Consider the following 21,237-nt stretch of genomic DNA (forward strand, 5'->3'; position numbering starts at 1 on the left):
CCTTTGGTCTTGTGCTCCAGAAACGAATTGAACATAAAGGGAACGACATGTTGCGTGTGATTACCGCCAACCTGAACGGCATCCGCTCAGCGGCAAAGAAGGGTTTTTTCGACTGGTTCGGCGAACAGAAAGCCGACGTGGTGTGCGTGCAGGAAATCAAATGTTCGCAAGACGATCTGACGCCGGAGTTTATGTCGCCGCACGGTTTCACCGGCTATTTCCAGCATGCGGTGAAGAAGGGGTATAGCGGCGCGGGCGTGTACACGCGCCACGAACCGGATGAAGTGGTAATCGGCTTCGGCAGCGAAGAGTTCGATCCGGAAGGGCGCTATGTCGAATTGCGCTTCGGCAAACTTTCGGTGATTTCGGTGTATGTGCCGTCGGGATCGAGCGGAGAAGATCGCCAGCAGGCCAAGTTCCGCTTCATGGACGAGTTCATGCCGCATCTCGCGGAACTGGCCAAGGAGCGTGAAGTGATCGTGTGCGGCGACGTGAACATCGTCCACAAAGAGATCGACATCAAGAACTGGAAGAGCAACCAGAAGAATTCAGGCTGCCTGCCGGAAGAGCGCGAGTGGCTCACCAAGCTGTTTGACGAAGTGGGTTACGTCGACGTATTTCGCACGCTCGATCAGCGGCCCGAGCAATACACGTGGTGGAGCAATCGCGGTCAGGCGTACGCGAAGAACGTAGGGTGGCGGATCGATTACCAGATTGCGACGCAGGGCATCGCCGGCAAGGCGAAACGCACCGACGTGTTCCGCGATATCAAGTTCAGCGACCATGCGCCGCTGACGGTCGATTACGACCACAAGGTCAAGAAGTAAGCACGGCTAGCCCGAGCCGCAAGGAACCGTGCAAGCCGCAAGCGCCGCGGCTTGCGCGCCTCACTCGCTACTGATGGGTTTGCGGCGCGGGCGGCCCATGCCGGCATAGTCCGGTAGCGCATCAACGGTCTTGCCGATTGCCTTTGCATAGAGCGGCAACATATCCGGCAAACGCTTGATGATGTCCTGACGCCGCGCCGGCGTGTACGGGTGCACGTAGATATAGCCCTGATCGCGATTGCTGCGCGTCGCCGTGGCCAGCTTGTCCCACAGCGTGACGGCCGCGCGCGGATCGAAGCCGGCGCGAGAGGCGATATCGCTGCCGATCACGTCGGCCTCGGTTTCGTCGGTGCCCTCGTACTTCATCTCGAGCAAGCGCGAACCGATGCCGAGCGGCGCTGCGCCCAGATCGGCGAGCCCGAAGAGCTGCGGGATCGTGCCGGACGAGTCGAGCTGGCTCGACTGCAGTTCGCCGAGCCGCTCACGTGCATGTTCGCGCAGTGCATGTGCGATCTCGTGACCGATCAGCATGCCGAGTTCGTTGTCGTTCAGATGCGTGCGGTCGAGCAGGCCGCTATACACCACGATCTTGCCGCCCGGCAGGCAGTACATTCGGATGTCGGGCGAGCGCACCACCGCTACATCCCACTTCCAGCCCTTGGCCCGCTCGTTCCACTTTAGCGAGTAGGGAATCATCTTGTCGACGATCGACCGCACCCGCGTGACGTGGGCGTCGGTGTCGCCGTACAGGCGGTTTGCGTGCTCCGCGCCGTACGTGATCTGGTTGAACTCTTCGGCCGCTTGCGCCTCGAGCATCGGCGATGGGATCAGGTTGCGGAACACGAGGTAGCCGCCGTAGCGCAACTGCGTGTTCGGCGCACTGTAGGTCGGCGGCGTGGGAGTGTTGGCGGCTGCGGGCGTCGATGTCGCGGCAGGCGCTTTTGCGGCCGCAGCCGGGCTCGAAGTGGCGGCCGGCGTTTTAGCCGTTACGGGTGCCGGTGGCGGTTGCGTTGAAGCGGGCGGCATGGCGGCCGCAGGTGCGCTGCCGGCGTTCGTGGCGCTGGTCGCGCCGGTCGCCGCCGATGTCGCGTTTTCGGGGCTTGAGGTGTTCGGTGCCGATTTTGCCGTCGCTGCCGGCGTCGTTGTCGGCGCTGCTGCCGGAGCCGGTGTGTTGGTGGTCGCCGCTGCTGCGCTGGAGCCGGCCGCAGGCATCGCGGTCGCGTAGGCGCTCAACGGCGCCGCCAACACCAGGCTCGCGCAACCGAGCGCCAACACCGCACGTCGAACTGCGCGTCCGGCCTTGAGCGAAGACATCCCGGAGGCATCCGAAACCGGGCGCGCCCCGCGCTTTGACTGGCGCATCGTCACGACCGGGTTCTCCAGGGCGCGATGCGCAGCAGAAGCAGCATGCCGGGCAGCCCCAGCGCGGTACACACGATGAAATAGTCGAACCAGCCGATCTTTGCGACCACATAGCCGCTTGCCGCCGATGCCAACGTGCGCGGCACCGAAGCCAGGCTCGTGAAGAGCGCGAACTGCGTGGCGGTGTAACGCGGATCGGTGGTGCTGGCGATGTAAGCGGTAAAGGCCGCCATCGTCAGACCGGTCGCGAAGGTTTCGAGGCCATAGACCAGCGCCAGCGCGACCGAGCGTGGATCGAGCTGCACGGTCCAGTCGACGCCGACTAGCGCGAGCAGCTTTGAGGTGCCCTCGCTCAGCCAGACGGCGATGTCGTAAATCACGGTCAAACCGGGCGATGCCGGGCCGAGATGCGCAAGCCATGCAAAGCCGAGCGTCGACACCATCTGCAGAACGCCGAAGATCCAGAGCCCGCGGCCGATGCCGACTTTCATCAGCCAGATCCCGCCGACGATCCCGCCCGCCAGACTCGCGCCAAACGCGGTGGTCTTGGCGATCACGCCAATCTGCGTGCGCGAAAAACCGATGTCGAGAAAGAACGACGTGGACAGCGTAGTCGCCATCGTGTCGCCGAGCTTGTAGAGGAAGATGAAGCCGAGCACGAACAGCGCGCCGCGCCAGCCGTCGCGTTGAATAAATTCACTGAACGGCTGCACGATCGCTTCGCGCAGATTCTTCGGCGGCGTGCCGTGCACCAGGGGCTCGCGCACCACAAGCGTCATGATCATACCGGGCAGCATGAAGGCGGCGGTGACGATGAAAACGGTGGTCCACGGCAAATGGTCAGACAGAATCAGCGCCAGCGAGCCCGGCACCAGTGCGGCGATCTTGTAGGCATTTACATGCACCGCATTGCCGAGACCCTGCTGCGTGTCGCTCAGCAACTCACGCCGGTAGGCGTCGATCACAATGTCCTGGCTCGCGCCGAAAAACGCGACCAACGCCGTCAAAGCCGCTACCGTCCAGATGGAATCCTTTGGTGACACGAAACCGAGCGTGGCAATCGCGCCCGCCACCAGAATCTGCGTGACCAGCATCCAGCCGCGCCGTCTGCCCGGACGCCAGCCCGGAAAACGCGGCACGTAGCGGTCCATCAGCGGCGCCCAGATGAATTTCCAGGTGTACGGGAACTGAATCAGCGCAAAAAGGCCGATTTCCTTCAGATTGACGCCTTCGGAGCGTAGCCACGCCTGCACCAGATAGACGAGCGTGAACAGCGGCAGTCCCGACGTAAAGCCGAGAAAGACGCAGATCAGCATGCGCGTATTCAGGAACGCGCGCCAGCCGGGATGTTCTTCGTGAGCGGTAAGTGCAGGCGCCTCGTGCGGCGGGTTCGACATGTGGATAAGTGGCGTTAGCTTTTCTTGACGCGATAGACCGCAAGACTACCACGCCAGTTCACGCCCCATCGCACCACCTGGCCTTCGTGCAGCACCACGCGGTCGAGGATCTCGATGCCGACTTCCGGCGCCAGCGCCTCGAAATCCTTGATTGTCAGCACCCGCACGTTCGGCGTGTTGTGCCACTGGAAAGGCAACGACTTCGAGACCGGCATGCGGCCCTGCAGTACGGACAGCCGATGCGCCCAGTAGCCGAAATTCGGGAACGAGACGATGCATTCCTTGCCCACCCGCACCGTCTCGCGCAGGATCGCGGCGGTCTGATGAATGGTTTGCAGCGTCTGCGACAGAACCGCAAAGTCGAAGCTGCCGTCTTCGAACAGGCGCAGGCCGTCTTCCAGATTCTGCTGGATCACGTTGACGCCGTTTTGCGTTGACGCCAGCACGCCGGCGTCGTTGATTTCGATGCCGTAGCCCTGCACGTCCAGTTCTTCGGTCAGGAGCGACAGCAGCGAGCCGTCGCCGCAGCCCAGATCGAGCACGGTGGCGCGCGGTTCGACCCAACGGGCGATCGCGCGGAAGTCCGGGCGCAGGGCCAGGTAATCGAGTGCTCGCTGGTTCATGCGTTCACCTCGTTCGCAATACGTTCGTAATAGGCGCGCATCAGGTTGTGATAACGCGCGTCGTCGAGCAGGAAGGCGTCGTGGCCATGAGGCGCGTCGATTTCCGCGTACGTCACGGTGCGCTTATGGTCGAGCAGCGCCTTCACCAGTTCGCGCGAGCGGGCCGGCGCGAAACGCCAGTCGGTCGAGAAACTGGCGATCAGGTATTTCGCCGTGGTGTGCGCGACGGCGGCGGTTAGATCGCCGTCGAAGGCCTTGGCCGGATCGAAATAGTCGAGCGCGCGGGTGATCAGCAGGTATGTGTTCGCGTCGAAGTAGTCGGCGAATTTGTCGCCTTGATACCGCAGATACGACTCCACTTCGAATTCCACGTCGAAGTTGAAGTTGTACGCGTCCACCGCGCCTTCCGCGCGGCGCAGCGAGCGGCCGAATTTCTCGGCCATGTCGTCGTCCGAGAGATACGTGATGTGGCCGATCATGCGCGCGACGCGCAAGCCGCGCTTCGGCTTCACGTTGTGCGCGTAGTAGTTGCCGCCGTGGAAATCCGGGTCCGACAGGATCGCCGAGCGCGCCACCTCGTTGAACGCGATGTTCTGCGCGGACAGCTTCGGCGTGGACGCGACCACGATGCAGTGACCCACGCGCTCCGGATACATCATGCTCCACGCGAGCGCCTGCATGCCGCCGAGGCTGCCGCCCATCACCGCCGCGAAACGCGCGATGCCGAATTCATCGGCGACGCGCGCCTGCGCGTTCACCCAGTCTTCAACCGTGACGACAGGAAAGGCCGCGCCATACGGTTTGCCGGTCGCCGGATCGATGCTCATCGGCCCGGTCGAGCCGAAGCACGAACCCAGGTTGTTCACGCCGATCACGAAGAACCTGTCAGTGTCGAGCGGCTTGCCCGGGCCGACCATGTTGTCCCACCAGCCGATGTCCTTCGGGTCGTCGGCGTAGACGCCCGCCACGTGGTGCGACGCGTTGAGCGCGTGGCACACCAGCACGGCATTGCTGCGCGCGGCGTTGAGCGTGCCGTAGGTCTCGACCATCAGGTCGTAACCGGCCAGCGAGCTGCCGTTCTGCAGCAGCAGCGGCTCGGTGAAATGCATTTTTTGGGGAGCGACGATACCGATCGATTCCATTCATTCCGCCATTTAACAAATACAGGGCGGCTAGATTGGCGTCGGCGAAGCACGGAGGAGAAGCGGTGTGCGCGGCTGACGACCTCTTTAGCCGCATTTATAGTGAACCGCGGGATCGTAGTTCCCGCTGGTTCGCGCGCCCGCAATCGAGTCAGCAAATCGGCGCGTGATAGGTGTTCAGGGTGCTCCGGACAGCGGTCTCAGGTAATTCGGCGAGCCGTAGTCAGGCGCAAAGTATAGCGGAAAATTTCATGCGGCAGCGTCGCGGGCGCTGCCGCACCACTGCGCCTGCCGCGCGGATTACTGAAGAATCAGCAGCAGTTGCGCGTCGGCGTGTTCGGCGGGCGGTCGCACAAAGCCGCTGCGTACATATCGATGCCAGCGGCCGATGATGTAGCTCAGCAGCAGGCTCGCGCGGATCGCGGGATCGTAGCCGGCGGGCAGCGGGGCGGCGTGTGCATTTGCGCTCGGACCTGTGGTTTCGTCCGCGCCCGCGCTTGCGTTTGCTTCCGTCTGAGCCAGCCGCAAACACTGCTTCAACGACGCCTCGACTCGCTCCAGCATCTGATTGACCCGCTCGGTCAGCCGTTCGTGCTCGCCGACCAGCGCCTCGCAGGTCAGCACACGCGTCATGCCGGGATTCTTCGCGGGGAAGTTGAGCAGCATCAGCGCAATCGCGCGGGCTTGCAGCACGCCATTGCTTTCCTTGTCGGCGATCTGGTTGATCAGGCCGAAGATGGTCTGCTCGATGAACTCGATGAGTCCTTCGAACATTTGCGCCTTGCTGGCGAAATGGCGGTACAGCGCCGCTTCCGAGACGCCGAGCCGGGCGGCGAGCGCCGCCGTGGTGATCTTTTCGCTTTTCGGCGCCTCCAGCATTGCGGCAAGCGTCTGCAGGATATGCACGCGGCGCTCGCCCGGCTTCAGGCGCGGCGCGCGCGGGGCGCCCGACGGGGCGGGTTCGTGTTCGGCTACGGCTTCGTCCGGCTTGTCGATCGGCTGCATGGCTGTCGCCCTGTTCTGCTATCTCTTCAAACGAACCGAGCGGTTGCCCAGTCGTAGCGATTTTAACGAACGAATGCATCGATCGACATAGTGCGGCCGACCGGTGCCCGGCAGGCGCGTCGGCACGCCGTCCGCGTGCGGTTTGCGCGGCAGATGGCCGGTAATCCACACGGTGCGGATGCCGAGCCGCCTGTAGTTCTTCAGATGCGAGCGCGTGTCTTCCACGAGGATCACGTCTTTGAGCGAAACGTGCGCGTCGCGCATCGCCTTGCGCAGCATCGAATGGTCAGGTTTGGCGCGCCAGCTGCGGCGATCGCGCATATGTTCGATCGCAATCACCTGCTCGAACAGACGCTCGATGCGCAGCTTCTGGAGCACCGCGCGCGCGTAGGTCTCGGGCGCGTTGGTCAACACGATTTTGCGGCCGGGCAGCGAGGCGACGAGGCGCGCAACGCCACGTTCGTGACGGATCATCGAGCCGAGATCGGAGAACGTGTGAACCACTTTCAGAAAGTCGTTCGGGTCGAGCGGATGGTGGCGTGCCAGACCGAGCAGCGTTGCGCCGTAGCGTTGCGTGTAGCCGGTACGCAGGCGGTTGGCTTCGTCGATGTCGACTCCCAGCGAGTCGATGATGTACTGCGTCATGCCCTGATTGATCGCCGGAAAGATCGCGTGCGAGGCGTGATGCAGCGTGTTGTCGAGATCGAACAGCCAGACCGGACTGCCGCCTGCAATGTGCGGACGACGGCGTCGGGAAGTGGGGGTGCGCATGATGGAGGACGCCGTTCAGGCGTGGGCAGTCGCTTCACGCAGCGAACGCGGATGACGCTTCGCGATGCGGAAGGCGATAAAAGAAGGGGGAGTGCTTTTGCGCCAGAGGGTGGCGCGTGGTGCGCCGCTGGGCGCAGCGGTAGAGCAACTGCACGGCCCACATGGCACGCCTCGCTGGCGTACCGTGTGGGCCGGGTTTGAGGCAGGAATCAATGCGAGCGGATCATCGTGCCGAACGGCTGTTCGGTGAGAATTTCCAGCAGCACCGAGTGCTCGATGCGGCCGTCGATGATGTGTACCGAACGCACGCCGCTTTTCGCAGCATCCAGCGCCGACGAGATTTTCGGCAGCATGCCGCCGGAGATCGTGCCGTCTGCGAACAGGCCGTCGATTTCGCGCGCCGACAGATCGGTCAGCAGATTGCCTTCCTTATCCATCACGCCCGGGATGTTGGTCATGATCACGAGCTTTTCGGCGTTTAGCACAACCGCCAGTTTGCCCGCGACCAGATCCGCGTTGATGTTGTACGACAGACCGTCTTCGCCGAAGCCGATGGGCGAGATCACCGGAATGAAGGCGTCGTCCTGCAGCGCTTTCACAACCGCGGGATTGATCGCCTCGACTTCGCCCACCTGGCCGATATCCAGGTATTGGCCAGGATTGTCGCGATCCGGCATCTGCATCTTGCGCGCGTGGATCAGGCCGCCGTCTTTACCCGTCAGACCGACCGCGTGGCCGCCGAAATGGTTGATCAGCGTGACGATGTCCTGCTGCACTTCGCCGCCGAGCACCCATTCGACGACTTCCATCGTCTCTTCGTCGGTGACGCGCATGCCCTGAATGAATGTGCCCTGCTTGCCGATTTTCTTCAGCGCCTGGTCGATTTGCGGACCGCCGCCGTGCACGATGACCGGATTGATACCGACCAGTTTCAGCAGAATGACGTCGCGCGCGAAGCCTTGCTTGAGCCGCTCCTCGGTCATGGCGTTGCCGCCGTATTTGATGACCACGGTCTTACCGTGATACTGGCGAATGTAAGGCAGCGCCTCGGCCAGGATTTCAGCCTTCAGGGTGGGCGCGATCTGCGAAAGGTCAGGGATCTCGGACATGGCGGCAGGCTCAGGCACGGAACAGTTAAAACAGGGCGAATTGTACAGGACTGGCGCGCTGCAACAGGGTTTTCGATAGCGGCGCCGGTGACGGGCGGCACCGGCTTTGCGCACTGCGCAACGAGCGGGCCGAAGCGGCGGGTGACAATGAAGCTTAGCGCCGTTCAGAGCTGCCTGTGAATTGGCCGAATGGCCGGCTCACGGCGGCGCGCCAGTCGTGGCATCATTTCCTGATCCAGGCTGAAGCGAGGTCATCCGGCCCCTCATGAAACCGTCAGCTTCCCGCTCTGCAAGCGCGCTTTGCCCGCGCTGCGGCCATGCATTCGATTGCGCCATGCATGGGGTGCCATTCGACTGCTGGTGCCGTGAGATGCCGGCTCTGCCAGCAGACCGGCTCGATCCGTCTGGCCGCTGTTTGTGTCCTGAATGTCTTGCGGCGGAGATTGCGCGAGCCGTGCAACCGGGGCCGGGAGCCGGGTCACTTTGAACGCGGCGCGGCCTTGGTGGCCGCGTTGCCGGTCAATGGCGGCCTATGCCGCGTGGTGCCGGGTTGCAAGTGCACTCAGATCACGTGCAACAGCCGCCAGCGCCGGATCCCATTGGCCGAACTGCGGCTGCCGGTACAGCGTCGCGCTTGGATACCAAGGGCTGTCGGGTCGGTCGAGCAGCCAGACCCAATGCGGATTGACGTCGAGCAGCACCCATGTACGCTGGCCGAGTGCGCCGCTCAGGTGCGCCACGGATGTGCAAACCGTAATGACGAGATCGAGCGCGCTGACAAATGCCGCCGTGTCGTCGAAGGTGGTGAATTCGGCGGTGAGGTCCGACATTGACAGGCCCGCTGCCCGGGCCGCCGCGACATCCGCCCCGGCGCCCGGTTGCAGCGAATAGAACGCCACGTTTTGCATGCCGCCGAAGTGTTTTGCATAGCGCTCCCAACCTGCCCGTCGGAATGGGTTGCGCTGATGGCCAAGGCTGCCGGTCCATGCCAACCCGACTTTGAGCCTTGTTTCGCCGGCAAGCCTCTGTTGCCACGACGCGCGCGCTGCAGCGTCCGCACGCAAATAGAAAGTCGCAGCGGGGATCGTCTCCTCGCGCGTGTCGAATATCAAAGGCAGACTGAGCAACGGGATTTCGTAGTCGAACGGCGGCAAAGATTCGACGCCACCGCCAACTGAGAAATCGTCCACATGATCGCCGAGGCTGCGCGCGAGCAATGCCCCCATCTGCGGAAATGAATTCCAGACGAGGCGGCCACCCTCGCGATGAACACGTTCGGCCAGCAGCGGGATATAGCGGCTGAACTGCAAGACATCGCCCATGCCCTGTTCGCCCCAGACCAGCAGTGTTTTGCCGGCCAGCGGTTCGCCGCGCCAGGTCGGCGCCGGCATGGCGGGGCGGTTGCCGCCCAATTCCAACGAGCCGTCCCAGCGCGCTTCGTGGGCTTCCCAGCCGTGCGTGTAATCGCCGCGCATGAGTTGCAGCATGCCGAGATTGGAGCGCATGCTCGCGTCGTTGGGTGCGAATGTACAGGCCGTTCTTTCGGCGCGCTCCGCTTCGTCCCAGCGTTGCGCTTCACGTAGCGCCAGCGCATAGTTGTTATGCGCAAGCGGGCTATTCGGCGCGCATTGAACGGCTCTTGCGCCGGCTTCGAGCGCGCGTGGCAGATTCAAATTGGCGCGGCTCGCCTGAGTGAGATTGGTCCAGGCGTCGGCGTGGCTGGGATCCTGATGAACGGCACTTTCCAGCAGGGCGATTTGCTCGTTCAGGTCACCACCAGTGAACGCGAGGGCGCCAGCGAGATTGTTGCGTAACTGCGGCAATGTCGGTTCGATGGCGAGTGCGCGACGATATGGCGCGATTGCCTCACTATGCCGATTTGCCATCTGCAGTGCGTAGCCGAAGCGGAAGTGCGCAAGCGCCCGATGCGGATCGAGTTGAGCAATAATGGCGGCGAGTTCGAGCGCGTCGTCGTGACGATGTTTTTCGAGCAAATTGATGACGAGCGAATCGATGGACTCGTCGTCGAGCGGATGGCGTTGTGCAGCGGCATCGAGCCATCTGGCCTCTGCTTCCGCAGTGCCGTTTTGCCGGGCTGCGGCGGCATGTCGCAGGAAAGTCAGGAAAGCTGAAGAGGCAGCGGTTTCGCTATCAGAGATTGGCAGCATGGTTGAGTTTGGATGGCGCGAGAACCGATGTTGGGCAACCGGTTCGCGCAACGTTGTCGCAAAATTCCATGTTACCGGCGCAAGGCGGTGAGGTAAGTCAGACCGGTCCGAACAGTTAAACTAAAGTCATGCATCGTATAACTAACACCGGCCGCGTCAACCTCGGCCATCTGTTCTGGTTGCGCAGCCTCGCCATCATCGGCCAACTGGTGACGATTGCGTTTGTGCAGACCTTCTTCGGCGTGCACCTGCCGTTGCCCGCGATGTTGCTCGTGATCGCTCTTGAAGTGATCTTCAACGCGCTGACATGGTGGCGGGTCTCGCAGCAGCGGCCCGAGTCCAATCTCGAACTGTTCGGCCAGATCTGGGTCGATCTCGGCGCGTTGTCGGCGCTGCTGTTCCTCTCCGGTGGCACCACCAATCCATTCGTTTCGCTGTACCTGCCATCGCTCGCCATTGCTGCCGCTGTGTTGCCATGGCATCTGATGGCGTGGCTCGCCGCGTTCGCCGTGGCCTGCTACGCCGTGCTCGGTTTTGATTCCGTCCCGCTCAATCTCGACAACCCCGCGAACCTGTTCGACTATTTTCGCGCCGGCATGTGGGTAAACTTCATGGTCAGCGTTGGCCTGATTGCGTGGTTCGTCGCGCGTATGTCACGCGCTCTGCGACTACGTGACGCAGCGCTCGGAGAGGCGCAGCAGCGCTTGCTTCACGATGAACGCGCCGTCGCGCTCGGCGTCCAGGCCGCCACTGTCGCGCACGAAATCGGCACGCCGCTGTCTACAATTGCGATGTTGTCCGAAGAGTTACGCGATGCCGCGCGAACCGACAAGGGGCTCGCGCCATACAGTGCCGATCTGGAGCTGCTCGAACAGCAAATGGCGCTTTGTACTTCGGCGCTTGCACGGCTGCGCAGTCGTGCATCGACCGCGACTAACCGGCAAACGGTCAGCGAATGGCTCGAGTCGTTTGGAGAACAATGGCGCTTGCGTCACCCGCATGTGAAGTTCGAACGGATCGGCGTGCCGCCTGCGGACGTTAGTCTTGACGATACGGTTGCCGTCAGTCAGATTCTCACGATTCTGCTCGACAACGCCGCGCGTGCGAGTCGCGATCACGTCACGCTATCGTGCACGCTCACCGCTCGCGGCGACCAGATCGCATTCGAGGTATGCGATGCGGGCCCTGGCATTCCCGCCGCGTTGCGCGGGTCGCTCGGCGCGATGCCGGTCGACAGCACGCAGGGTGGGCACGGCGTGGGCCTGTATCTGGCGTTTTCAGCGGCGGCACGTCTGAAGGGATCGATCGAGCTGGCCGATGTCAGCGAGATCAAGCCGCGTGGCACGCGCGCAGTGTTGAGACTGCCGCTTGCGGCGCGCAAATTATCAGGTGCGGGCCGTCAAGGCACTACGCCATCCAACACGGAGAAGCAGGCATGAGCGATATGAATTTTCTGGTGATCGACGACGATGAGGTGTTCTCCGGCATCCTCGCCCGTGGTTTGACGCGGCGCGGTTATACAGTGGCCGAAGCGCACAACGCGGATGAGGCGATCAAGTTGGCGAACCAGCAGAAGTTCAGCCAGATCACGGTTGACCTGCATCTCGGCAATGATTCCGGTCTCACGCTCGTTGCTCCCTTGCGTGATTTGCAGCCTGACGCGCGCATGCTGGTGTTGACCGGTTACGCCAGCATTGCCACGGCGGTACAGGCGGTGAAAGACGGTGCCGATAACTACCTGGCGAAGCCCGCGAACGTGGAGACGATCTTGTCGGCGCTGCAAAGCGAAGCGAGCGCGCTGCAAGCTGAAGATGCGATTGAGCATCCCACGCCGTTGTCGGTTGCACGCCTGGAGTGGGAGCATATTCAACGCGTGCTCGCGGAGCACGGCGGCAATATTTCGGCTACTGCGCGCGCGTTGAACATGCATCGTCGAACGTTGCAGCGGAAGTTGGCGAAGCGGCCGGTGAAGCAGTAAGCGCTGACGCCTGCCCGCACTCGCGGGCCGGAAAGCAAAACGGGCTGTCTTTCACGAGACAGCCCGTTTTTTTACGCCTCACACGTGATCGACTGCATGCAAGGCGCGCGGCTTTAATGCGGCGTCAGTGTCGACGCCAGCATCAACATATCAACATCACAGCACGTAGCGCGACAGATCCTCATCTTCCGCCACTTCGTTCAGCGCGCGATCGACATACGCCGCATCGATCTGCACCGTCTTGCCCGAGTGATTGCCTGCTGCGAACGAGACATCTTCGAGCAGTTTTTCAATCACCGTGTACAGACGGCGCGCGCCGATGTTTTCAGTCTTCTCGTTGACCGAGTACGCGATTTCGGCCATACGGCGAATGCCGTCGTCGGCGAATTCGAGGTGCACGTCTTCGGTGGCCAGCAATGCCTGGTATTGCTTCACGAGACTCGCGTCGGTCGACACCAGGATCGATTCGAAATCGCCCACCGACAGCGAATCCAGTTCGACCCGAATCGGGAAGCGGCCTTGCAGTTCCGGAATCAGATCGCTCGGCTTGGACAGATGAAACGCGCCGCTTGCGATGAACAGAATGTGGTCGGTCTTCACCATGCCGTACTTGGTGTTGATCGTGGTGCCTTCGACGAGCGGCAGCAGATCGCGCTGCACGCCCTGACGCGACACTTCGCCGCCGCCAGCTTCATTGCGCGACGCGATCTTGTCGATTTCGTCGAGGAACACGATACCGTTCTGCTCGACGTTCTGCACAGCCTTGGCTTTCACCTCTTCGTCGTTGAGCATCTTGCCGGCTTCTTCGTCGGTGAGGACCTTCAGCGCTTCCTTCACCTTCAGCTTGCGGCGCGTTTTCTTGCCGCCGCCGATGTTCGCGAACATCGAACGGATCTGCTCGGTCATGTCTTCCATGCCCGGCGGCCCCATGATGTCCATACCCACTTGCGGCTGTTCGACGTCGAGTTCGATTTCCTTGTCGTCGAGCAGGCCTTCGCGCAGGCGCTTGCGGAAGGTCTGGCGCGTGGTGCTGCCTTCGTCGGCAGTATCCGCGGCGCTTGAGCTCGCACCGAAACCAACGGGGCGTGCGCTCGGCAGCAGGATGTCGAGAATGCGATCTTCAGCTTGATCTTCAGCCTTGGTCCGCACTTTGCGCATTTCCGTTTCGCGCGTCTGCTTGACCGAGATTTCGATCAGATCGCGCACGATGCTGTCGACGTCGCGGCCCACGTAACCGACTTCGGTGAACTTGGTGGCTTCGATCTTGATGAACGGTGCATCGGCCAGTTTCGCTAGACGCCGCGCGATTTCGGTTTTACCGACGCCGGTCGGTCCGATCATCAGAATGTTTTTTGGCGTGATTTCCTGACGCAGCGGATCTTCAACCTGCTGGCGGCGCCAGCGGTTGCGCAGCGCCACGGCAACCGCTTTCTTCGCGCGGCCTTGGCCGATGATGTGTTTGTCGAGTTCCGAGACGATCTCGGCAGGGGTCATGGTGCTCATCGTGGGTCCTTACTCGATCGTCTCGATGACGCGGTTATGGTTCGTATAGATGCACATGTCGCCGGCAATCTCCAGCGACTTCTCCACGATCTCGCGCGGCGACAGCTCGGTGTTGTCAACGAGCGCTTTCGCGGCGGCTTGCGCGTAAGCGCCGCCCGAACCGATCGCGCAGATGCCGCCTTCCGGATCGAGCACGTCGCCGTTACCGGTAATCACGAGGGTAGTGGTGGCGTCCGCCGCGATCAGCATGGCTTCGAGGCGACGCAGCATGCGGTCGGTGCGCCAGTCTTTGGCGAGTTCGACGGCGGCGCGGGTCAGATTGCCCTGGTGTTTTTCCAGCTTCGCTTCGAAGCGGTCGAGCAGCGAGAAGGCGTCGGCCGTGCCGCCGGCGAAGCCGACCATCACCTTGCCGTTATAGATGCGCCGGACTTTCTTCGCACCGCCTTTCATGACGATGTTGCCCAGTGTCACCTGGCCGTCGCCGCCAAGCGCGACCTTGTCGCCGCGGCGCACGGAAACGATCGTTGTGCCGTGAAATTGCTCCATATGCGTTCCTCTTTGCAAAACGGGTAGGACACGGCAGCACAATGGAATGCACCACCGCATGAATCCTGAAAGCGGACGGCGCGCAACGCTGAAACGATCAACCGGCCGGCGCGCGCTCGTGCAACGCATGTCCGGCTTATTTTAGGGCGTGCGCGGTCATATCAAGAGCCGGCAAACGGCATAAGACAAAAACACGGGATTCGGAGCGGAGGACTGTGCGCAGGGGCACACAAAAGAAAAAAGGCGCACAGATCACCGTGCGCCTCTCGACGAAGCAGCTTAAAAGGGCGCGGAGCCGAAGCCGCGCCGTTGGCGTTCAGTCGCCGAACAGCTTCTGGCGCAGTTCGCGGCGTTCCTGCGCTTCGAGCGACAGGGTTGCCGTGGGCCGTGCGAGCAGACGCGGAACACCAATCGGCTCGCCGGTTTCTTCGCACCAGCCGTAATCACCCGAATCGATGCGCGCGATCGATTGCTGCACCTTCTTCAGCAGCTTGCGTTCGCGGTCGCGCGTGCGCAGTTCCAGCGCATGCTCTTCTTCGATCGTTGCACGGTCGGCCGGGTCCGGCACGATTACTGTTTCGCGCAGGTTCTCGGTCGTCTGGCCGGCATTGCGGAGAATGTCCGCCTGCAGCTGTTCGAGCTTGTTCTTGAAGAAAGCGAGCTGATCCTCATTCATGTAATCCTTGTCGCTCATCTTCAGGATTTCGGCTTCAGTCAAGAGTCGTTTCGTCGTCATCTGGCTTGCTTCTTCAATGTGAGGCAAAACTCTTACATAGTGCCCGCACTTTCGTATTGCCCGCAAAGGCGCCACGAGGACGCTGAGCGCTGGGCGGGCACGGACGATGGGCTGTCGGTGACGCCGAAGCGCCTTGCGCCCACGCGCCGGGCGTCGCTACGCCAATGCGGGGCCGAACTCCTCTGGAAACCGTTTCTCAAATGCTCCTGAGGCATTGCTTGCCGGCAGCGAGCATTGTCTGCTGTGCCAGCCGGCATTGTCGGCGTGAGTTCCGGATAAGATTTTCCGGCGCCGTTTTAGCCCGGCGCGGGATACGCGCTGACCGGGCAATTCGTTGTCATTCTCCAGTGGGCACGTATTGTAACTGAATCACAATCCGGCACCGCAACTGGTGGAAATACCCCGGCGGCGCACTGATATCCCGAAAATATAACGCGCGCACGGTCAAAAAGCGATGGTCGTGCACGCTTTAATACAGCAGGGTTTTCACGTGCTTTTCACACGGCCGACATTTCAGCAGGCTTTCGGGGCGCTCCTCCGCACCGTATTCTGCAGACGATTACTGCGGTGCCCGCCGGACATGCGCCCGTGATAAGCGCGCTCCAGCATGCCGCGTGCCGCGCCATTTGCCCGGCACGGCACGAGCCGGCATTTGCGACGACTTGTGGCGCTTAGGCCAGGCAGGCGTCCAGACCGTCGGTGATCAGGTCTTGCGGCAGCTCGATGCCGATGAACACCATCTTGTTGGTCTTCTTCTCGATCGGCTGCCATTTCGCGGCCAGATCGCTGCCCATCATCTGGTGCACGCCCTGGAACACCACCTTACGGTCGACGCCCTTCATATACAGCACGCCCTTGTAGCGCAGCAGGCGTTCGCCGTAGATCTGCAGGATGCCGCCGAGGAAGTCCTCGAGCTTGTTCGGATCGAACGGACGGTCGCTGCGGTAGACGAACGATTTGATCTTGTCGTCGTGGTGCGCGTGATGGTGATGCGCGTGGTCGTGGCCTTCGTGGTCGCACTTGCCGTGGTCGTGATCGCAGTTTTCGTGATCGTCGTGATCGGCATGGGTGTGGCCGTGCTCGTCGTGCGCGTGAGCGTGGCTGTGCGCATGTTCGTCTTCAGCGAGGAAGTCCGGGTCGATTTCGAGCTTCGAATTGAGGTTGAAGCCGCGCAGGTCGAAGATTTCCTTGATGTCCGCTTCGCCGAAATTGACGACCTTGATTGCCGCCCGCGGGTTCATGTGCAGCAGGCGATGGCGCAGATCGTCCAGATGCTTTTCGTCGACCAGGTCGGACTTGGTGATGAACAGGCGATCGGCGAAACCGACCTGGCGCTGCACCACTTCATGCTCGTCCAGTTGGTGGTTCGCGTGCTTCGCGTCGACCAGCGTGATGATCGCGTCGAGCAGGAATTCGTTGGCGATCTGGTCGTCCATGAAGAACGTCTGCGCGACCGGGCCCGGATTGGCGAGGCCGGTGGTTTCGATCACGACACGGTCGAAATCCAGTTCGCCGGACTGCTTCTTCGCCGCCAGATCGCCCAGCACGCGCGACAGGTCGCCCCGGATCGTGCAGCAGATGCAGCCGTTGCTCATCTGGATGATCTGCTCGCTCGTGTCCTGCACGAGGATTTCGTTGTCGATGTTCTCTTCGCCGAACTCGTTCTCGATCACGGCGATCTTCATACCGTGCTTTTCGTTCAGGATGCGCTTGAGCAGGGTGGTTTTGCCGCTGCCGAGAAAGCCGGTCAGGATGGTGACTGGGATCATGTTGGTCGCCTGTATGTACGTGAATCTGTGCGGAATCGAATGTGCAGCGCGAATTTACTGCGCAAATTGACAGCGCGAATGTGCAGCGAATGCGTCTGCGAATCCGGTTTGCCGGGCGCGGCAGCCTGACGGCGCGCGACCCGATCTAGCCGGATATTGAAACATATCTGTCAAGCCGGCGCTGGCAGCGGGGGCGAACCCCTCCGCGGCACGCGGGAAATAGCCCTGAAGCTATGGGCGATCAGGCAATTTGCAACAGCAGGCCTTTCAGATATTCGCCTTCCGGGAAGGCGGTGAGCAGCGGATGGTCAACCCCGGCGCCGAGGCGCTTGAGAATCCGCGCGTCGACACGCGCATCTGCCGCCGCGCCGGACACGATCTTCTGGAACAGTTCGGAGTCGATTGCGCCGGAGCAGGAGTAGGTGAACAGCAGGCCGCCCGGGCGCAGCAGCTTCAGGCCGGTCAGGTTGATGTCCTTATAGGCGCGCGAGGCGCGGTCCACGTGTTCACGCGACGGCGCGAATTTCGGCGGATCGAGCACGATCAGGTCGAAGCGTTCGCCTTCGTCGTACAGACGGCGCAGAGTTTTGAACGCGTCGGCGTCGAGCCAGGTGGCGCGTTCGGCGTCGAAACCGTTGGCGTCCACGTTCTGCTGTGCGATCGCGAGCGCGTCGCCCGACGAATCGATCGACACTACGCGCTTTGCCCCGCCTTTCAATGCCGCCAGCGAAAAGCCGCCGGTGTAGCAGAAGCAATTCAATACGTCGCGATCTTTCGCCAGCTGCTGCACCAGCAAGCGGTTGTCGCGCTGGTCGACGTAGAAGCCGGTTTTGTGGCCGTTGCGCACGTCGACGTGATAGCGCACGCCGTTTTCGCTCGCGATCAGCGCTTCCGACGGCGCCTCGCCCGCCAGTACGCCGGTGATCTGCTCGAGCCCTTCTTTCTGGCGAATCGACACGTCCGAGCGCTCGTAGACGTTCGGGCAGCCGGTCGCGTCGGTCAGCGCCGCGACGATCGCTTCCTTCCATGCTTCGACGCCCGTCGCCATGAACTGGCACACCAGCTGGCTGCGCTGGCCCGCGTCCTCAGCGACGTAGTGATCGACGATCAGGCCAGGCAGGCCGTCCGCTTCGCCGAAGATCAGCCGCACCGCGCCGGTGTTGTGCACCATCGTTTGACGATGCGCGAGCGCGCGCTGCACGCGGCGCTTGAAGAACGCATGATCGATCGGCTCCATTTCGTCGAAGCTCCACACGCGGGCGCGAATCTGCGAATGCGGGCTGTAGGCCGCGCGGGCGAGGAAGCGGCCGTCGTGCGCGCGCACCAGCACGGTCGCGCCGGGCGCGGGATTGCCGTCGACGCGATCGATCACGTTGGCGTAGACCCACGGATGGCGGCGCAGCAGCGATTTTTCTTTCGACGGTTTGAGCGTAACGGTATTCATCTGGGTGTCAGCAGGAGCAGTAGGCCGCGTGGACAAAGAGGCACACGGCAGGTGAAGCGAAGGCGGAGACCGCAACCCGCAAAAAAGCAAAGAGCGGAATCAGTCGCGTTTTTTGGCGCGCGGATGCGCCTGATCGTAGACGTGCGCGAGATGCTGGAAATCGAGCGCGGTGTAGACCTGCGTGGCGGTGATGCTGGCGTGCCCGAGCAGTTCCTGCACGGCCCGCAGATCGCCGCTCGATTGCAGCACGTGCGTGGCGAACGAATGCCGCAGCACGTGAGGATGCACATTGGCCGGAATGCCGGCGACCAGCGCCGCGCGCTTCACGCGATCACGCACGACATTCGGCGACAGACGGTTGCCGCGCGCCGACAGAAACAGCGGATGTGGATCGTGTTTCACCATCTGATCACGCACCGCGAGCCACGCGTTCAGGGCGTCGAGCGCCTTGCTGCCGACTGGCACGATGCGGCGCCGGTTGCCCTTGCCGAGTACTTCGACTTCGGCGGAATCGAGCTTGAGCCAGCCCGCGGAGCGGTAACCGTCGGCGTCGGCAAAACGGGCGTCGAGGCCGACCAGTTCGGACAAACGCAGGCCCGACGAGTAGAACAGTTCGAGCATCGCGTGGTCGCGCAGGCCTTCGGGCGTCGCGGCGGGCGGGCTTTCCATCAGTCGCGTGGCGTCGTCGACGGAAAGTGCCTTCGGCAGTGATTTGGCCTGCTTCGGGGCCCGCACGGTGGCGACCGGGTTGGCCGGCAAATCGACGCGGCCCGCGAACCAGCGGTAAAACGCTCGCCAGCACGACAGCCGATGGCTGATCGAGCGCGCCGTCAGTCCGCCGGCGTGCGCGCGTGAAACCGCGCCGCGAATATCGACAGCGGTGAGGCTTTCGAGCGGCCGGCCTTTGGCCAGCAGCTTGAGCTCTTCGAGTTCGTGGGTGTAGCCGCGCAGCGTGTGCGCCGACAGTCGCCGCTCATGTTCGAGATTCGACAGATAGGCGGCGATCGGATCGGCTTCGGTCACGATGGCCTTCGGCAGGATCGGCGGCTTAGCGGTTTCAGCACGGCTTTAGCGCGGCAGCAGACGGCTCAGCGCCGCGCTCGCCAACGCGCCGATCTGCGTCAGAAAATCGGTCGCCATGCCGTCGTGGAAGCGGCGGGCGTCGGCGGAACCCATCACCAGCAGGCCGAAGGTCGGTGCTTCTTCCTTGCCTTCGGGGTCGCGCAGTGCGAGCAGTGCAATCGACTCGGTGGCATGCGCGGACTCGCCGGCGCCGCCTGCGGCCCCGTCCTCACCCACCGCCGACACTGCCGGCACCAGCCACTGCGCCGCTTCGAAGCCCGTGTTGGCGCCACAGTACGGCGTGGTGAGGCTATTCGCGAAGATTCGCACTTCCTCGCCGACATGGCGCGCGAACTCGGCCTGTGCATACGGCTCGGAAACGTCCCACACGCGCAGCGCGGCTTGCGGCACGTCGAAAATATCGCGCAAGCCGTTGGAGATGGTGCGCGGCAGCGCGTACGGATCGCGCTCGGCCATCACACGGATGGTCCAGCGATTGAATTTCGAGGCAATGCTGTCGTTTTCGTGACCATAGCGCAGCAGCTCGGCCAGACGCCGTTCGAGATGCTTGTTCTTGTCGCGCAGCATTTCCATCTGCCGTTCCTGCAGCGATACCGCGGCTTTGCCGTGCGGGTTCGCAAGCCGGATCGTCGCGAGCATTTCCGCGTGTTCGGCGAAGAATTCGGGGTTGGCGAGCAGATATTCGGCGACTTCGCGATCGTTCATGGTTTCGGCTAAAGGACTACGGGACGACGCCCTCGGGCGGCGCATCGGTCATGAGTTCGGTCAGCCGGTGAAAGCGCTGTTTCGTCCGGCTTTTCATCGGCTGTCGTTGGCTTCTTAGTCGGCCTGTTCGAGGCCGCTTGTCTGGTACTTCCTGGGCCGATCGCTCGGCCGCTGAATCGGGTAGTGCGCTGGCGCGGGTCAGTCGGCCAGTTCGATCTCGCCTTCGAAGACGGTTGTCGCGGGGCCGGCCATCAGCAGCGGCGCGTCTTGCGTGCCGTCCCATGTGATGGTCAACTGGCCGCCGTGCGTGTGCACGCGCACCGGCGCATCCAGCAGTCCTCGCCGAATGCCGGCGGCGACGGCAGCGCACGCGCCCGTACCGCACGCCAGCGTCTCGCCGACGCCGCGTTCGTAGACCCGCAGCTTAACCTCGCTACGTCCAACGATCTGCATGAAGCCCGCGTTCACTCGCTGCGGGAAACGTGCATGCCGCTCGATCACCGGACCTTCGACGAGCACCGGAAAATCTTCGACGTCGTCGACCACTTGCACCGCGTGCGGATTGCCCATCGACACCACTGAAATCCAGCGCGTCACGCCGTTCACGTCGAGCGGCCAGAGCGTGTCCGCTCCCTCGCGGCGGCCTTCGAGGCCTTTGGTGGCGAACGGTACGCGCTCCGGTTCGAACACGGGCGCACCCATGTCGACCAGCACTTCGCCGTTCTCCTGCATGGTCAGCTGGATGGTGCCGTTCTGCACTTGCACGCGCACGCTGCGCTTGTCGGTCAGGCCGTTGTCGCGCACGAACTTGACGAAGCAGCGCGCGCCGTTGCCGCAATGCTCGACCTCGCCGCCGTCGCAATTGAAGATGCGATATCTGAAATCGACGCCGTCCACGGTGGGCTTTTCGACCAGCAGCAACTGGTCCGCGCCGACGCCGAAATGCCGGTCCGCGAGCGCGCGCACCTGCGCCGGCGTCAGGTTGACCGGTTGGGTGTAGCCGTCGAGCACGACGAAGTCGTTACCCGCGCCGTGCATTTTGGTGAATTTCAGTTTCATCACGCTATTG

General features: G+C 62.6%; 20 protein-coding genes. 4 read left to right on the forward strand and 16 right to left on the reverse strand.

Going from position 1 to position 21,237, the window contains the following annotated elements:
* The first annotated feature begins 47 nt into the window (after positions 1 to 47).
* Positions 48 to 827, forward strand: a complete 780-nt coding sequence (locus BM438_RS12940; protein ID WP_054037130.1) for an exodeoxyribonuclease III — start codon at positions 48 to 50, stop codon at positions 825 to 827.
* A 60-nt stretch (positions 828 to 887) separates the two neighbouring features.
* Here the strand turns inward: BM438_RS12940 and BM438_RS45495 are convergent, their stop codons facing one another.
* The 7 genes from BM438_RS45495 to argB form a co-directional block, all read right to left on the reverse strand.
* The gene (locus BM438_RS45495; protein ID WP_167378382.1) at positions 888 to 2,141 is read right to left on the reverse strand and encodes a M48 family metallopeptidase; all 1,254 of its coding nucleotides are present in this window, start codon (positions 2,139 to 2,141) and stop codon (positions 888 to 890) included.
* A 50-nt stretch (positions 2,142 to 2,191) separates the two neighbouring features.
* A complete protein-coding gene (locus BM438_RS12955) occupies positions 2,192 to 3,586 on the reverse strand; it encodes an AmpG family muropeptide MFS transporter (RefSeq protein ID WP_093634641.1) in 1,395 nt (464 codons plus the stop codon).
* 14 nt (positions 3,587 to 3,600) lie between these two features.
* Complete coding sequence (gene metW / locus BM438_RS12960) at positions 3,601 to 4,209, reverse strand: methionine biosynthesis protein MetW (RefSeq protein ID WP_054037137.1); 609 nt, start codon at positions 4,207 to 4,209, stop codon at positions 3,601 to 3,603.
* The gene (metX, locus tag BM438_RS12965) at positions 4,206 to 5,351 is read right to left on the reverse strand and encodes a homoserine O-succinyltransferase MetX (protein ID WP_093634642.1); all 1,146 of its coding nucleotides are present in this window, start codon (positions 5,349 to 5,351) and stop codon (positions 4,206 to 4,208) included. Before metX ends, metW begins: the two co-directional genes overlap by 4 nt.
* 300 nt (positions 5,352 to 5,651) lie before the next feature.
* Entirely contained in the window at positions 5,652 to 6,356 is a 705-nt protein-coding gene (gene slmA, locus BM438_RS12970) for a nucleoid occlusion factor SlmA (protein ID WP_093634643.1), read from the reverse strand.
* 18 nt (positions 6,357 to 6,374) lie between these two features.
* Positions 6,375 to 7,127, reverse strand: a complete 753-nt coding sequence (locus BM438_RS12975) for a pyrimidine 5'-nucleotidase (RefSeq protein WP_054037146.1) — start codon at positions 7,125 to 7,127, stop codon at positions 6,375 to 6,377.
* 209 nt (positions 7,128 to 7,336) lie between these two features.
* Positions 7,337 to 8,236, reverse strand: coding sequence for an acetylglutamate kinase (gene argB / locus BM438_RS12980; protein ID WP_054037147.1), 900 nt, complete (start codon positions 8,234 to 8,236; stop codon positions 7,337 to 7,339).
* A gap of 265 nt (positions 8,237 to 8,501) precedes the next feature.
* Between argB and BM438_RS12985 the strand changes: the two genes are divergently transcribed.
* On the forward strand, positions 8,502 to 8,723 hold the full coding sequence (locus BM438_RS12985; protein ID WP_093634644.1) for a cysteine-rich CWC family protein: 222 nt from the start codon (positions 8,502 to 8,504) through the stop codon (positions 8,721 to 8,723).
* 43 nt (positions 8,724 to 8,766) lie between these two features.
* Here BM438_RS12985 and BM438_RS12990 read toward each other — a convergent pair whose 3' ends face one another.
* Positions 8,767 to 10,404 carry a tetratricopeptide repeat protein gene (locus BM438_RS12990; protein ID WP_093634645.1) on the reverse strand — a complete coding sequence of 546 codons (1,638 nt, stop codon included), beginning with the start codon at positions 10,402 to 10,404 and terminating at the stop codon, positions 8,767 to 8,769.
* A 128-nt stretch (positions 10,405 to 10,532) separates the two neighbouring features.
* Between BM438_RS12990 and BM438_RS12995 the strand changes: the two genes are divergently transcribed.
* Positions 10,533 to 11,843, forward strand: a complete 1,311-nt coding sequence (locus tag BM438_RS12995; RefSeq protein ID WP_093634646.1) for an ATP-binding protein — start codon at positions 10,533 to 10,535, stop codon at positions 11,841 to 11,843.
* On the forward strand, positions 11,840 to 12,382 hold the full coding sequence (locus BM438_RS13000; protein WP_093634647.1) for a response regulator transcription factor: 543 nt from the start codon (positions 11,840 to 11,842) through the stop codon (positions 12,380 to 12,382). The genes BM438_RS12995 and BM438_RS13000 overlap by 4 nt, the downstream gene beginning before the upstream one ends.
* A gap of 156 nt (positions 12,383 to 12,538) precedes the next feature.
* Here BM438_RS13000 and hslU read toward each other — a convergent pair whose 3' ends face one another.
* The 8 genes from hslU to dapF all read right to left on the reverse strand — a co-directional run bounded on the left by hslU (position 12,539) and on the right by dapF (position 21,227).
* Positions 12,539 to 13,885, reverse strand: coding sequence for an ATP-dependent protease ATPase subunit HslU (hslU, locus tag BM438_RS13005; RefSeq protein WP_093634648.1), 1,347 nt, complete (start codon positions 13,883 to 13,885; stop codon positions 12,539 to 12,541).
* Positions 13,886 to 13,894: 9 nt separating this feature from the next.
* Complete coding sequence (gene hslV, locus BM438_RS13010; protein WP_028197737.1) at positions 13,895 to 14,431, reverse strand: ATP-dependent protease subunit HslV; 537 nt, start codon at positions 14,429 to 14,431, stop codon at positions 13,895 to 13,897.
* 316 nt (positions 14,432 to 14,747) lie between these two features.
* Positions 14,748 to 15,167: an RNA polymerase-binding protein DksA gene (dksA, locus tag BM438_RS13015; RefSeq protein ID WP_054037155.1), complete on the reverse strand. Its 420-nt coding sequence runs from the start codon at positions 15,165 to 15,167 to the stop codon at positions 14,748 to 14,750.
* 671 nt (positions 15,168 to 15,838) lie between these two features.
* The gene (locus tag BM438_RS13020) at positions 15,839 to 16,936 is read right to left on the reverse strand and encodes a CobW family GTP-binding protein (RefSeq protein WP_093634649.1); all 1,098 of its coding nucleotides are present in this window, start codon (positions 16,934 to 16,936) and stop codon (positions 15,839 to 15,841) included.
* A gap of 241 nt (positions 16,937 to 17,177) precedes the next feature.
* Entirely contained in the window at positions 17,178 to 18,380 is a 1,203-nt protein-coding gene (locus BM438_RS13025) for a class I SAM-dependent rRNA methyltransferase (RefSeq protein WP_093634650.1), read from the reverse strand.
* 99 nt (positions 18,381 to 18,479) lie between these two features.
* A complete protein-coding gene (xerC, locus tag BM438_RS13030; RefSeq protein WP_093634651.1) occupies positions 18,480 to 19,403 on the reverse strand; it encodes a tyrosine recombinase XerC in 924 nt (307 codons plus the stop codon).
* Positions 19,404 to 19,448: 45 nt separating this feature from the next.
* Positions 19,449 to 20,168 (reverse strand): DUF484 family protein, encoded by a 720-nt coding sequence (locus BM438_RS13035; protein WP_093634652.1) that lies wholly within the window; start codon positions 20,166 to 20,168, stop codon positions 19,449 to 19,451.
* A gap of 198 nt (positions 20,169 to 20,366) precedes the next feature.
* The gene (gene dapF, locus BM438_RS13040; protein WP_093634653.1) at positions 20,367 to 21,227 is read right to left on the reverse strand and encodes a diaminopimelate epimerase; all 861 of its coding nucleotides are present in this window, start codon (positions 21,225 to 21,227) and stop codon (positions 20,367 to 20,369) included.
* Between the last annotated feature and the right edge of the window lie 10 nt (positions 21,228 to 21,237).

Origin of the sequence: Paraburkholderia aspalathi (genome assembly GCF_900116445.1) — a bacterium.
In the GTDB taxonomy this organism is placed as follows: domain Bacteria; phylum Pseudomonadota; class Gammaproteobacteria; order Burkholderiales; family Burkholderiaceae; genus Paraburkholderia; species Paraburkholderia aspalathi.